Below are 15,329 nucleotides of genomic sequence, written 5' to 3'. Positions count from 1 at the left end.
GCGACGAACGCGACCTCTGATGATCAAGGTTGTCGAAGCCGTTGATCGAGAACAGGGGTCGCGTTCGCGTGCCGGCCTCCCTGATCGATGTCCTGCAGAACCATCGTAGGGATGTCGACCTGCCAGAACTCGCCTCGTTGTCCAGGGACTTGGACCGTCAGCGGCCGGTAGTTCCCGGCTGCCTGCCGTGCGATGTCAGCGGTGGATCTTGGTGCACGGTGTGCCGTTTGTGCTGTTGAACTCGATGCACGGCACGATGCCCTGGATCATGCACTCCAGCTTGTCGGCGTCTCGCGCGCAGATCGCTTCGGGGGACTCCTTGGCCTCGTACTCGGCGACCAAGTCACGCACGGCTTCGGCCAGGAGCTCGGGCATACCGGCCACTTGGAGCAGCCGCATGTCCTCCTCGCCGACCCGCAGCACATGGCTGCCAGCTTCTCTTTCGCCTGGAGCAGCCGGTCGTAGCGAGCCGGGCGGCCGTATCGCTCCGCCCAGCCGGTCGTGACCAGAGGTGCCGGCCACTCTGCGGGGGTTCATCGGACGTCGACGTAGTCGGTGACCGGGGCGCTTTTGAGGTAGTGGTTTCCGGTCTGGCGGTTGAAGGCGACGGCCCAGGTGCCGTCCTGTTTCGCGGTCACCATGCCGATGAGGTGGCCGTGTTTGTCGGTGTCCAGGTCGGCGACGAAGTGGTAGGTGGTGGAGCCGCGGGGCCGGAAGTAGAGGGCGGGGGAGCCGCCGCTGAGCGGCTTCCAGGTGGTGCCGTCCTTGTACTGGAGCGTGCCGGTGAAACTGATCGGCTGCGACGTGCGGACCGGGTCGGGGGAGGCGTGGAAGCCGGTGATGCGTGTGGCGTAGCGGTAGAGGTGCACGGGTTTGGTGGTGCTGGTCGCCAGGTCGGGGTTGCCGTTGAAGCGGGCGCGCCAGTAGGCGTTGTTGTCTGGTGTGGTGAAGGTGCGGGCGAATGTCTCAGGCTGCTGGGGCTTGTTGTGGAGGATTTTGACGGGGAGGGTGGTGGCGTTCTTCCAGCCGCTCTTGCCGTCCTTGGAGTACTGCAGGGTGACGGTGGGCTTGGTGGGCCAGGTCGCGCGTGCGTCCTCGTAGTAGACGGAGCCGAAGACCTTGAGGGTCGAGTCGTCGTTGAGGGCCGCGCTCGTCTCGATGTGGGTGGTGTAGGCGACGTGGAGGCTGAAGGGTTCGGTGGCGACCTGCTGGAAGGGCATGTAGGCGGTGCCGGCCATGAGTTCGGCAGTCGGCGCGGGGTTGCCGGAGGAGACGTGCAGGGTGTAGGCGCCCTGGCTGTCGGTGGTGGTCTGGCCGGCCTGGAAGTCGGGAAGACCGCCGGCGCCGAGGCCGAAGAGGGCGATCGTGGTGTGCGGCAGCGGTTGCCAGCCGGCGCTGGTCTGGATCTCCGCGCGGCCGGTGACGGTGCCGGTGGTGCCCTGTTTCAGGTTCAGGGCATGGGTGCTCGCGGTGAAGCGGACCGGTGCCTGCACGGTGTGGAGGTGCTGCTTGGGCGTCGCCAGGTTGATGGCCCCCGGGTAGGCGCTGGAGGTCTCGGGCGCGCCGGACAGGTCGATGGAGGTCTGGGTGGGGACGAAGGCGGCGGTGAAGCGGCCGTCGGCCGCGGTGGTCGCGGTCACTCGGCCGCGCCCGGTCTCGATGTCGACAGGTAGGTCGTCGGCCGGGGTGGGGGCATCGGGGTGGCGGGGGTCCTCGGCGAGAACGGTGCCGCTGACGGAGACCTGCTGGTGGAGGTAGTCCGGCACGCTGGGGGCAGCGGTCAGGTCGGGGATCGTGACGATGGTCCGGTACTGCAGGTCGTACGGGGAGAGGGCACCGGTCACGGTGGCGCCGGAGGCGTCCTGCAGGTCGACGGTCACCCGGTAGTCGCCGAGATCGGCCAGGTGGACCGGCGCCCGCCAGGTGCCGGACGTCGCGTCCTGTCCGGAGTACTGGGTGAAGTCCTCGGTTGATCCCGCTTCCGGGTCCCCGGCCGGTGCGTCCACCGGGTAGAAGTGGGCTGTGATGTGGGTGATGGGACTGTCGGAGTGCGCGGTCACGAAGAGCATCCCCGGCTGGCTGTACCAGCCGTCCGCGCCGACCAGGACGGGACCGCCGGTGGCGCTGTCCGCTTGGGCCGGGGACGGGCCGGCGAACAGGGTGGCGGACAGTGCGGTTGCCGTGGCTGCCGCCAAGAAGGTGCTGCGTCTCAAGTTGGTCCCCCCAGGGAATAGGCCGACTGTGAGCGGGAGCGCGAGGATCGAGCAGAAGGGCTGTGCCGGGTCGAGACCCTGCCGGGTTCGCCGATCGTTCGCGGGTGCGCCGGTCAGGTGATCGAGAACTGTAGTGACGTGCTCTGACAGGGCGGTACCTGGGAGCGTTGTACGGGCGGTTCGGTGACTGACGGGTCCTCGGCGCTGAGCGGACGGGCGCTCGACCAGGGGGTCCCTGGTCGAGCACCTGAACTCGCGTTATGAATCAGTCGAGTTGGCTGACGGCGGGGTTGTCGCCGGTCGCCGCGGCGTCGGCGGGGGGCAGGGCGGTGTTGTAGACGTGGATGTCGCTGACCTCGCCGTTGGCGTACTCGGCGTAAGTGCCCTGGAAAAGGCGGCGGCCGATCTGGAGGGGGCCGGCGGCGTTCCAGGAGGTGCCACCGAATGTCTTGGTGCCGGACTGGCGGCCGTTGACGTAGAGGGTGAGTTGGTTGGTGGAGGCGTCGTAGACGCCGACCAGGTGGGTCCATCGGCCGGTAGTCGGGGTACCGCCGTAGGCGGCCGTGAAGGCGGTACTGGTGGTGTCGTCGTTGTGGCGACCGAAGGCCCAGGCCTGTTTGCCGGAGGAGTAGTACAGCTGGAATCCGTTGGCGTTGCCTGCGCTGTCGGACTGGGAGACGAAGGTCGAGTTGGCGGTGAGGGAAGTGAGGTTGACCCAGGCCGAGACGGTGAAGCTCTTCGAAGTGTCGACGGCCGGCCCGCTGGTGGCGGCGTATCCGGTGGTGCCGGTGAGACTGAGGACCTTGCCCCGGCCGGTGTCGGTGGCCCAGGAATAGGCGCCGCTCAGGGTGCCGTCGAGGGCGCCGACGCCGTCCTTTGCCGTGGTGCCGGTGCCGTCGTCGAGGGTCCAGTCGTGGGTGGCGGTGTTGGTGACCGTGCCTAGGGAGACCGGGTCGCTGAAGACGTACTGGGGTGGGGAGACGAGCACTTTGCTCTGGACGTACGGGTATTCGGTGAGCTCGCCGTGGGTGTCCACGGCGTACAGGTCGGGGTTCCCGTCAGGGCCGCCGGTCGGGCTGTTCAGGTCGCCCGGCGAGGCGATGGCGGGGTAGGTGCTCGGCGACAGGGTCAGCGGCAGGGCGGTGTGAGTGGAGGCGTGCAGGAGCGGAGGCTGTCCGCTTGAGTCGAGGGCGAGTGAGTAGGTGTAGAGCGCTCCGGTGGAGTTGTCCCGCGCCCACAGGGTGGGCGTGCCTTGGACCTTGCCGGGCGCGATCAGGGTGAGGCCGGACCAGTCACCGTCACCGAGCAGGATCGGGTTCTTCAAGTGATCGCCGCCGTCCGCCTGGTAGATCCACAGCCTCTTGTTCTCGACGGTGATGACAGCTGGATAGCTGGAGTTGCCGTAGACATCGCCTGGCGTCACCAGTTGGCTGATGTCCCAGCTCTGGTTGTTGTAACCGGCGGTGCGGCAACGTGTGTCGTCGGCGACGAAGTCGGAGGACGCGCAGCTCTCCTTGTTGATGTGGGGGTAGCGTTTGCCCACGTAGCCGGGGTAGTCCGAATACTTGACGAGCGGGATGGCGTTGTCGCTGGCGGGGTCGAGGTCGTTCTTGACGATGTAGAGCTGCTTGGTCTGCTTGTTGTAGGCGAACAGATCGTCGACGTCCGCGCCGTGCAGATTGCCCCGGTGAGCGATGAGGTAGTTGTTCCAGCCGGTTCCGTCGGGCGAGTCGGCCGGCGTCGAGACGAGCGCCGGGCCGTTGATTGCGGGAGTCGTGCCGGTGACAGACCCGGTCTGGGCGGGGGCGGGGCTCTGGGCTGGGTCGGTGTCGCCGGGGATCAGTTCGAGGTCGCCGGTCTTGGTGGTGGCGAGCAGGTCAGGAACGCCGTCCCCGCTGATGTCCCCGGGCGTGATCTTCGTGTCGGGATTCCAGGGCACGGTGAAGGTGTAACTGGCCGGAGCCTGCGAGATGTTGCCAGCCGCGTCGACGGCCGCGACGTACAGGGTGTGCACGCCCCAGGTGGGCAGGGTGACCGGGATTTTGCCGGTCGCGGTGCCCTGACTGTCGGTACTGGTGATCGACACCGGCTTGCCGGTGGTGGCGGTGGGCTGGCTGTCGAGGAGCCACAGGAAGTGATCGACACCGCTGGACAGGCATGCATTGGGCGTGCAGCTGCTGTCGGATGGAGCGCCGTCCGTAGCCGTGACGGTGAAGCTGGTCTGGCTGCCGGTGTAGATACCGCTGGCTGTGGAGCCTGTGCCGACGGCCGGGACGTCGGAGTTGTCGGCGACGTCAGGAGTATCCGGTGGGGTGAAGTCGGTCTTGAACCAGCAATGGTCGCTGATGTCGGAGGTCAGGCTCAGGGCCGAATTGTTGTCCTGCGCGTAGGCGTCCCAGCCGTACTCGTGGCCGTCTTTGAGGGTGAACCCGATGGGCAGGTTGACGTCTCTGGCAGTGTCCGCCGGTACGTAGCCGGTAGCGGGGCTTCCCTTGTCCTGGGCGTTGCCGCTGGAGTCGAGGACGGTCCGGTCCCAGACGTGAAAGATCGCCTTGACGTTCTCCCCGGAGACATTCGACTTGACCGTCGAATGGAGCTGAATGTTGCTGCCGGCGTCCGAATACGTGGTGGCGCCGATCCAGCCGTCACCGCTTGTGACGCAGGAGCCGGCGGCTCCGGTGGAAGGCGGGGTGGTGTGGAGACTGGTCGGGACGTCGGGCGGGATGTCGAACTTCACGGTCATCGAGAGGGAGCTGGACATGCGCAGGTAGTTGTCGTTGCTTGAGGAGATGCTCTCGTCGCCGTACAGGGCGACGGTCCAGTAGTCGCCGCTTGAGCTGTGGTACTTCGCGATTCGCTGGGCCTGGTCGGGGACCTTGAAGGTCGCGGTGTGGTTGCTGCAGTTGCTGCCGGAGTTGGCCGCGCTGGGGATCGTGGTCTTGACGGGCGCGTAACTGTCGTCCACGGTCCCGGGTTTGTTGTTCCAGTCGGTGCCCGAGTCGATCGAACCGGTGGTGTGCAGGGTGATCGGCTGGTTCTGGGAGCAGTCCCAGCTGGCCGCGTACCAGGAGCTCACCGTGATGCTGGCGTCGTAGACCTGCATGGAGGGGTCGAGGCTGCTCGTGGGGATGGCGTAGTAGGAGCGTTCCAGCCCGTTTCCGCAGATGCCGCCCCAGCGCTGGTAGCCGACGCCCTCGCCATTGGTCTGCGGTTTGTCGTACTGCGGGCTGTCGGAGCAGGTGGAGCTGGAGTAGACCTCGTCGTAGTGGCCGGAAGCCTTGGTGTCTGGGGTGTCGAACGGGTCGATGTACACCGGGTAGGTCGTGCCCGGGTCCTTGAGCACGGTCATATCCGGTGCCAGCGTGAGGCTGCTGGAGGTGGTGCTCATCGGCACCGTGTCGACGTTGGCTCCCGCGCCGGGGCCGTCGGCGGAGGACGTGGCGGGGGCGTCACCGGTCGTGGTGGTGTCCGCCGTGGGCGCGATATCCGTCGGCGCGTCCGGAAGGGTGCTCGAGTCCCACATCAGCGGGCGGGGGCTGGTGTAGGCGACGGTGCCGTCGGCGGCGGTGGCGTCCATGCCGCCCGAATCCGTGGTGGAGAGGGTCAGGCCGTGGGTGGAGGCGGCCTCGGTGAGCTGTTTGATGTGCGGGTCGGCGGCGGCTGTGGCGTCGTGGACGATCAGTACGTCGCTGAAGCCGCCCTGATCGGTGACCGAGACGGACAGATCCACGCCGGCCAGCACCGACTTGTACACAGCCGTGTCGTCGCTGACGGTTGGCGCGGGCAGGGGGAAGGGCATGGTCAGGGCCATGCTGTGCCCGTTCTCGTTGGTCAGGGTGACCAAGGGGCCGTTGCCGCCGCTGGAGAGGGTGACGTCGTTCGGCGTGGCCTTGGGCGACAGCGTGCCGTCCGGATTCGTGGCGAGGGTGGCGTCGACTGGTGTCCAGACGCCGTCCTTGAGGACCCGCACCGGCATGACGTTGGTGGTGGAGGTGAACATGCCGTCCGGGTTGGCGGTGACGGTGGAAGTCTCCGTCGTCAGGGACTCGACGGGTACGTCCTGACCGCCGCTGACGGCCTCGGCCTGGGCGGCCAGCAGCGGATCACTCGGGATCGACTCGTCGGCATGTGCTGGAGCAGCGGGAACGGTGAGCAACAGACCTGCCAGCGCGGGTATCAGCGCCAGACGGCGCATCAGTTCCCTTCGCTCATGCGGCTTTCTGGCATATCCGGACAACACGAGACGGTCCCCCCTCTATTTGCCAACACTTTGCACTCGTGACCCTCGTCACATCTGCGGACGTTGAAGATGTGACAGGTGGCGCACGTGGTGTCCGGTTTGCCGCAAGGTGATGATGTTCGACCCTTCATGGAAAGGGCGCACCAGGCACTCAGTTGGCATACGTGATCGCCACATCGTCGGCACAGGGTATTGAGTTGCCCACCCGCCATCAATAGCCTCCCGTCGATCACACGCCTCGTGTGGTGGGGGGATGACGGTCTGTCAGGACCGCAGGCCATGGGGGTTACGGGTGAGTGGCAGACCGCGTTGGTTCGCGAGCGTCCAGTACCGAATCTGGGGTCGGACACTCACACTCGCCACGGCGGCGATCGCCCTGCTGGCACTGATGGTGCCGGTGGCAGTCGCTCGGGGGAGCATCGGGCCCTACCACTTCAAGGGCACGGTGTGGAACCCGAAGGCCCTGCCGAAGACTCCGGCGGTCGGCAGTCATAAGCTCCACCGGTCCACCGCCGCCCACCCGAAGGGCTACAAGGCCGTGACCCGGTACCGGGTCACCAAGCCGGTGTGGCCGCAGGCGGGGACGAAGACCGTGGGCCTGACCCGGACCGTTTCTGCCCCGGCGGCCAAGACGGCCAGCACACCCAGCCCCACGAGCAGCGCACCAACTTCCGCGCCGGCCAAGACGGTTCCCGTGACGAAGCCTGTCAAGGCGGGCAGCCTGCCGGTGTGGGTGGCCCCTGCTCCGGCTACGGGGCACACGTCGAAGGCGGCTGCCGCGGTCGCGCCGACGGCGGTCCAGGTCAAGGTGGCCTCGCATGCGCAGGCCCTGCGTGCCGGTTCGGATGGCATGCTGCTCGGCTTCACGCGTACCCATGCCAAGGCCGGTAAGGGCCGGGTGCGGGCGGTCATCGACTACTCATCGCTGGCCAAGGCGTACGGCGGCGGCTTCGGCTCGCGGTTGATGCTGGTTCAGGTGCCGGGGTGTGCGCTGACCACTCCTCAGCTGGCGCGGTGCCGGACGAAGACGCCGATCGCGTTCACCAACCGGGCTGCCGCGGACCAGCTGACCGCGACGCTCACCCTCAGCTCGTCCTCAGGCGCCGCGCCGTCTTCCTCCGGCGGCAAGGCCGCGCCGATGGCGATGTCCGCGGATACGGCGGCGGTCGAGATCACCTCGGGCAGTGCGGGTTCGCAGGGCAGTTATGCGGCGACCTCTCTGGCCCCTTCCGGGAGTTGGCAGGCGTCGGGCACGGGTGCGTTCACGTACTCCTACCCGATCGATGTCCCGTCTGCGGTCGGCGGCAACGTCCCCTCGGTGGGCCTGTCCTACGACTCGCAGTCCGAGGACGGGGAGACCTCGGCGCGTAACTCCCAGGCGTCCTGGGTCGGTGACGGCTGGGACTACCAGCCAGGGTTCGTGGAGCGGACGTATCGTTCCTGCGGGTCCCTGCTGGACAGCAGCGGCAACAAGATCCTCAAGGGGTCGGGGGATGAATGCTGGGGCGGGGACAACGCCACGATCTCCTTCGGCTCGCACTCCGGGCAGCTGGTGCCGGACGGCGTCGACTCCAGTGTGTCGGGTGAGATCAAGCAGTGGCGGCTACAGGGCGATGACGGCACGCTGGTGCAGGAGCTGTCCGGGGCCGCCAACGGCCTGCACGACGGCGTCTACTTCCGGGTCCTGACCACCGACGGCACGGCCGCCTACTTCGGTGCCGACCACTCCCCGACCGGCCCCGGCACCTCCGGCGGGATGCAGTCCGGCACTCCCGGCGACTCCTCGACCGACGCCGCCTGGGGCGTGCCGGTGCTGCACCCGGAATCGGGTGATCCGTGCTACGACTCGGCCAAGGGCAAGGCGTCGCAGTGCGACAAGCACGAGGGCTGGCGCTGGAACCTGGACTTCGTCGTTTCGCCGAGCGGCTTCGTGCAGCGCTACGACTACACGAGCGAGACGAACTACTACGACCTCGGTGGCGGCCAGGCGGCCTCCGGTGACTCCGGCACCCTGACCTCGTACGTCCGCGGCGGCAAGCTCGACAGCATCTCCTACGGCTACACGCTCACCGACGAGCAGACGGGACGTACCCCCGCCGGTCAGGTCACCTTCACCTCCAAGCAGCGCTGCCAGACCACGGACACCTTCACCGACTGCTCCGCGGGCAACCTCAACGACAACACGGCCCCGCACTGGCCCGACGTGCCGTGGGACCTGCACTGCGACTCCACCGACAGCACCACCCTGCCTTCCGGGTCGACCTCGGTGCCCACCAACGTCTGCGTCACCATGGGGCCGACGTTCTGGTCCACCACCCGCTTGGACAGCATCACCACCAAGGTCCACGTCAAGGACTCCACCACCGACGCTCTGACGGCCGTCGACAGCTACCAACTCGGGCAGGTCTACTCGGACGCCGGCGGCACGGTGGACCCGGTCACCGGCACGACCGTGGACCCCAAGGACGCGGGTTCCCTGCAGGCCGTGATGTGGCTGCAGTCGATCCAGCACACCGGCAAGGACACCTACGGCAACGGCAACAGCGACATCAAGCTGAACGAGGTCGCCTTCACCGGCACCGAGATCGACAACCGGGTCAACGACGCCTCACCGTCAGCGCCGCCGCTGTACCGGCCGAGGATCTCGTCGATCCAGACCGAGACCGGCGAGTCCATCGCCGTCGACTACAACCTCAACCCGTGCGCGAACAAGACGCTGTCTATCTCGGCCGCGGACTCCAACACCAACTCCTGTTACCCGGTGTACTGGACGGTGCCGGGCGCTTCGAAGCCGATCGCGGACTGGTTCAACAAGACCACCGTGCACACGGTCACGGCATCCGACCTGACGATCGCCTCCCAGTACAAGCCGAACTCCCAGAACATCCCTGCTGGTTCGGAGATACAGGTCTCCACCTACAGCTACTCCGGAGCCGCCTGGCACCGGGACGACTCGGCGCAGACGGACGACCAGTACCGCACCTGGGACCAGTTCCGTGGCTTCCGCACCGTCACCGTGCAGACCGGGCAGGCCCCCGAGCCGGTGACCCAGAAGACCACCACCTACCTGCAGGGCATGGACGGCGACTACAAGGCCGACGGCACCCGCCGCTCGATCAGCGTCGACGCCAAGGTTGGCGGCACCACGGTCCAGAACGTCACCGACGTCAACCAGCTCGCAGGTACGGCTCTGGAGAGCGACACGTACACGGCGGCGGGTGGCTCCATCGACGCCGAGACCGTCAACGGTCCGTTCACCTACACCACCACCGCGCACGCGGCCCAGACGCCGTGGACGGACTGGACCCAGGACGACAACCCCGGCCAGACCAAGCCGACCCTGTCCACCCTGCCTGACCTCACCGCCTACCGCGCCAAGTCCACCCAGTCGCACGGGTACGACCTGCTCGCGGACGGGACGTGGCGTCACACCCGGACCGACACCGCCTACGACAGTCAGGGCCGGGTCTCGACCGTCGACGCGCACGGGGACGTGAGCGTGGCCGCGCAGGAGAAGTGCTCCACCACGACCTACGCGGCGCGGTCGTCCGACAACACGATGACCCTCGCCTACCCGGACCAGGTCACCTCCGTCAGCGGGCCCTGCGGTACCGCGCCCTCCGCCGGCACACTGCTGGCGGACAAGAAGATCTACTACGACGGCGACGGCACCCTCACCAACCTGGGCACCTTCGGACAGCTCGACCAGACCGGCAGTAGTGCCGTGGGCCAGGTCAGCGCCGTGCGCACCGCCACCGACTACACCGGCACCAGCGAGAACTGGCAGACCAGCTCGACGATGAAGTACGACGGCGCTGGCCGGGTCACCGACACCCTCGACGCCACCGGCCAGAACACGCACACCGCGTTCAGCCCCTCGTGGTCTCTCCTGGGCGGCAACACCAACCCGACCAGCATCACGACCACCAACTCCCAGAGCTGGAAGGTCACCTCGACCCTCGACGCCCTGCGCGGTCTGCCCACCGAGAACGTCGACGCCAACAACCGCAAGACCGACATCACCTACGACGCACTCGGGCGGCGCACGGCCGTCTGGCTGCCGGGCCGCGACCAGGCCTCGGGCCAGAGCGCCGACAAGACGTTCACCTACTCGATCAACCCCGGCGCGGTCGCCTCCCCCGGCGGCACCATCACCTCACCCGGCGACCCCTCCGCGGTGACCACCAAGACGCTGCGCGATGACGGCACGTACGCCTCCTCGATCACCATCTACGACGGGATGCTGCAGCCGCGTCAGACGCAGGCCACGGCCGATGGCGACAGCAACTCCGGCCGGATCATCTCCGACACCTTCTACGACTCCCACGGCTGGCAGACCGCCTCGTTCGCCCCGTACTCCGAGCCGAACAACTTCCCCTCCACCACCCTTTACGCGGCGAACGAGAACCAGATCCCGTCGGAGACCACCACTGCGTACGACGGCGAGGGCCGCGCGGTCACCAGCACGTTGTGGCATCAGGCCGTCCAGCAGTGGCACACGACCACCAGTTACCCCGGCGCCGACGAGACCGACACCACCGCCCCGGCCGGCGGCCGCTCCACCGCGACGTACACCAACGCCCTCGGGCAGACGACCAGCAAGGTGGTGAAGAACACCGGCAGCACGGTCATCCTGCATGGCGGCGCGGTCATCCCGTCCGGTACGTCGCTCATGTCCGACAGCGTGCGCCTGACCATGCAGGCCGATGGCAACCTGGTGCTTACCGCGCTGGCCACCGGCAAGACCATCTGGTCCAGTGCCACCAGCGGAAACCCCGGCGCCTACGCCCAGTTCGGCACCGACGGCAACCTGGTCGTCTACACCGCCGCCGGAACGGCGAAGTGGACCACCGGCCTGACCGCCACCACCGGCTCCACGTTCCGCGTCCGCAACGACTCCACCGTGGTCGTCGTCGCCAGCGATAGCAGCACCGTGCTGTGGCGGCAGGGCACAGTGAACGCGGTCCCCGCGGCCAACGCCACCACCGCGTACACCTACACCCCCGCCGGCAAGGTCGACACGATCAAGGACAACGCCGGCAACACCTGGAACTACCACTACAACCTCCTGGGCCAGAAGACCTCCCAGACCGACCCGAACACCGGCACCACCAGCTACGACAAGTACGACGTCGTCGGCAACCTGCTGCAGACCACCGACGCGCGCGGCCAGGTTTTGTCCTACGCCTACGACTGGGACAACCGCCGTACTGCCGAATACAACAGCGCGTGGTCGGCCACCCCCGACCCCGCCAAGGAGCTCGCCTCCTGGACGTACGACACGCTCGCGAAGGGCTATCCGACCTCGTCCACCCGGTACGTCGGCGGGACGTCCGGATCGGCGTACACCCAGGCGGTCACCGGCTACAACACGGCTTACCAGCCGACCGGTAGCACCCTGACCGTGCCGGCCGGGGACGGCTTCGCCGCGGCCGGCCAGTCCACCGCACCCAGCAGCGGCACTGTCACCTACACCAGCACGGCCACGTACACGCCCGGCGTCGGCCTGCTGTCCACGGTCCACTACCACGCCGACGGCAACCTGCCCACTGAGGACGTCGACTACGGCTACACCCAGCAAGGAAACATCGACGGCATCGGCGGCTTCATCAGCTCGTCCAACACCCCCTCCTACGTGGACACCACCGTCCATGATCCCTTCGGTCGAGTCCTGCAGACCAACTACGGCCCCACCGGCAAGGAACTGGCGACCTTCGCCCAGTACGACGCCACGACCGGCCGGGTCACACAGACGTCGAGCATGCTGCAGACGTCCACGACCGCCCTGGACGTGGCCAACTACCGTTACAACCAGGCCGGCGAGATCACCGCGATCGACGACCTGCAGGACAACACCACCCACGACACGCAGTGCTTCACCTACGACTCCTTCCAGCGCCTGACAGCTGCCTGGACGGACACCGCGGGCATCACCAACTCCACCAGCGCCCCGGTCGGAAGCGTCGGCGGCTGCAACACCAGCTCCGTACAGACCACCACCACGTCCCCCGTCACGACCACCACGGTTGGCGGCCCGGCGCCGTACTGGCAGACCTACACCTACAACCTGCTCGGCGACCGCACCGGCATGGTCAACCACGACACCACCGGCACCGCAGCCAACAACACCACGCAGACCACCGCCTACACCGGCACCGACGGCACCACCACCGCGACCCTGCCCGACCAGGCCGGCACCACGACCAGCAACAACCCGACCACGGGCACCGCCACTTGGACGCCCACTTACACCGACCCGGCGTACAGCAACAAGAACGCTGGCGACACCATCAGCCGGAAGACCACCACCACAGGCCCGGTCACCACCGGCTTCACCCTCTCCGGCGGCGGCAAGCTCTGCATCGACGACGCAGGCGCCTCGACCACCCCGGGCGCAGTGGTCCGCACCTACACCTGCAACGCCTCCGCCGCCCAGAACTGGACGATCGGCACCGACGGCACCGTCAAGGTCCTCGGCACCATGTGCCTGGACACCACCGGCAACGCCACCACCGCCGGCACCCTCCTGGTGATCGACACCTGCAACAGCGACGCCACCCAGAAGTGGAAGGCGACCAGCACCGGCACCCTGGTCAGCAACGCCAACAGCGCGATGTGCGTGACCGACCCGGGCGCCAGCGCCACCATCCGCACCCAGCTCACCCTCGCCACCTGCGGCAGCGCCGGTCAGACCTGGACCACCGCCGGCACCGGAGCCCTGCCGTCCGGACAGACCCAGACCTTCACCTACGACGCCGAGGGCCGCACCGCCACCGTTGCCACCGGATCGGGCACGCACACCAACACCAGCAAGTACCTCTACGCCGCGGACGGCAGCCTGCTGGAGCAGACCAGCAGCGTCGACGGCACCGACAAAACCCGCATCCTGTATCTGTTCGGCGGCACGGAACAGATCACCCTGAACGTCTCCGCGAAGACCTGGACCGGCCTGCGCAACATCACCGGCCCGGACGGCACCACCGTCACCCGCTCCAGCACCGGCACGGTCAGCTATCAGGTCGCCAACGCCCAGGGCACCGCCACCACCGCCATCGACGCCAGCACCCTGGCGGTCACCCGCCGCTATTACGACCCCTACGGCAACTCCCGGGGCACCAAGCCCACTTCGTGGGTCTCCGCCGACGAAAACCACGGCTACCTCGGCCAGCCCACCGACGCCACCACCGGCCTGGACCTACTGGGCGCCCGCAACTACGACCCCGCCCAGGGCCGCTTCCTCACCCCCGACCCCGTCTTTGAGGCCGGCGACCCCAACCAGATGGGCGGCTACACCTACGCCGGCGACAACCCGTCCACCAAGTCCGACCCCAGCGGCCTGTTCTTGCCCGGGGACGTGCTCGCCGGACCCCACACGAAGAAGTCGGGCAGCAGCGGCACCGACGACTCCAGCGGCGCCACCACGAGCAGCGGTAGTGGGAGTGGCAGCAGTTCCACCACCCCAGGAAATCCTTACGCTTGCAGTCGATTCGGAGAATGCGGACCGACGGTCAACTACAAGCACGACCCCGCCAAAATCGTTGTCAAGATTGCCGTCAAGCTCGTCATCGAGCCCCTCTGGGACGTCGCCAAGTGCGAGTTCTGGATCGGCGGGGGCGGAGCGGCTCACGACCAGGCCTGCCAGGTGGCTGGCGGCGTCGTCTCCGGCGGCGGTCTAGAAGACGGCGTCGGAGCAGTCGGCGGTGGCGCGGCGAGAGACCTCGAAGGCGCGGGCGAGGGGGCTGCTGAAGGCAACGCGGCAGCCGCATCCGACTCCATCAACGAAGCTGCCGCAGACGAGGCCGACATCGTCGCAGCGAAGCGCGCCAACGCTCAGGAGCACGCCAAGGAAGCTGACGCCGAGGCGGCCAAAGCGAGCGAACCCGAGACCGGCAATTCAGGCACAAAGCCGACGAGCGAGGCGAAAGAACCAAGCCGCTGCAGCTTCTCCCCCAACACCCCTGTCTTGATGGACAAGGGCAAGACCAAACCGATCAGCAAGATCAAGACCGGTGACAAGGTCGAAGCCGCCAACCCCAAGACCGGCAAGCACCAAGGCGCCCGCACCGTCCAGCACGTGTGGATCAACCACGACCACGACCTGCTCGACCTCACCATCCGCACCGAGGACGGCGGCACCGCCACCCTCCACACCACCGCCAACCATCCGTTCTGGAACGACACCACCCACACCTGGGTCGCCGCCGGCAAACTCCACCACGGCGACGCCCTCAACACCGCCACCAACGACCACGCCTACGTCGTCACCACGCAGCCCACAATCGGCGCGGCAAACCGCTGGAACCTCACCGTCCAGCAACTCCACACGTACTACGTTGTGGCGGGCGGCGTCCCGATCTTGGTGCATAACACCAATTGCCCGGACTTTGACACGTCAGGCTTGGGGTCGGATAACCCCACTCCTTCTGATGTCGTGCATAGCGCTCAGGAATTGACAGGTACGGATGGGGTCTATCTGTACCGAGGCGTCACTCATGACCACTGGAATTACGACGATGCGGCGGCAGGAAGCGCAGTCCCACGCGGGGGGCATGGAGATCCTGTTGCGCATAGTGGTGACGACACAGAAAGTGAAATGACTTCCTGGTCTCCCGACCTGGAGACCGCTCAAGAATTCTCGAAGGATAGCGGATATGGCTCTCGACCAAATCTGGTCTTGCGCGTACCGTTCTCTTCAATCGCGCCAGATCGTATGATCGTCGCTGGAGATCGCGGTCTCGATGAACTTGAAATCCAAGTGTGGGGAACCGTAGATGGATGCGAAGTGAGCTGCAACGGAGGTCCATTCTCCCGCCCGTGAGATGCTGCTTCATGGATAGGGGCGCGATGGATCAGTTCGATTGGATCGAGGCTTACGC

At 67.2% G+C, this 15,329-nt stretch carries 3 protein-coding genes and 1 pseudogene; 1 reads left to right on the top strand and 3 read right to left on the bottom strand.

Annotation, left to right across the window (positions count from 1 at the left end; genetic code table 11):
- Positions 1 to 255 precede the first annotated feature (255 nt).
- From P2Q00_RS10650 to P2Q00_RS10640, 3 genes and pseudogenes are all read right to left on the bottom strand, one after another.
- A pseudogene (locus P2Q00_RS10650) lies at positions 256 to 387 on the bottom strand (HD domain-containing protein); the annotation flags it as partial.
- Between the two features lie 146 nt (positions 388 to 533).
- Complete coding sequence (locus P2Q00_RS10645) at positions 534 to 2,213, bottom strand: hypothetical protein (RefSeq protein ID WP_275771777.1); 1,680 nt, start codon at positions 2,211 to 2,213, stop codon at positions 534 to 536.
- Between the two features lie 265 nt (positions 2,214 to 2,478).
- Positions 2,479 to 6,408: a LamG domain-containing protein gene (locus P2Q00_RS10640; protein ID WP_275771775.1), complete on the bottom strand. Its 3,930-nt coding sequence runs from the start codon at positions 6,406 to 6,408 to the stop codon at positions 2,479 to 2,481.
- Positions 6,409 to 6,745: 337 nt separating this feature from the next.
- Between P2Q00_RS10640 and P2Q00_RS10635 the strand changes: the two genes are divergently transcribed.
- Complete coding sequence (locus P2Q00_RS10635) at positions 6,746 to 15,271, top strand: ricin-type beta-trefoil lectin domain protein (protein ID WP_275771773.1); 8,526 nt, start codon at positions 6,746 to 6,748, stop codon at positions 15,269 to 15,271.
- Positions 15,272 to 15,329: the final 58 nt, after the last annotated feature.

The sequence above is a fragment of the Streptomyces coacervatus genome, from assembly GCF_029223485.1.
Taxonomy (GTDB): Bacteria; Actinomycetota; Actinomycetes; order Streptomycetales; family Streptomycetaceae; genus Streptomyces; species Streptomyces coacervatus.
Note: the sequence above shows the minus strand (reverse complement) of the source record. Positions and strands in the feature narration are given on the sequence as shown.

Bases quoted from the DNA above. Each gene is read 5' to 3' on its own strand.
- P2Q00_RS10640 (WP_275771775.1), bottom strand. From the start codon at position 6,408: ATGCGCCGTCTGGCGCTGATACCCGCGCTGGCAGGTCTGTTGCTCACC.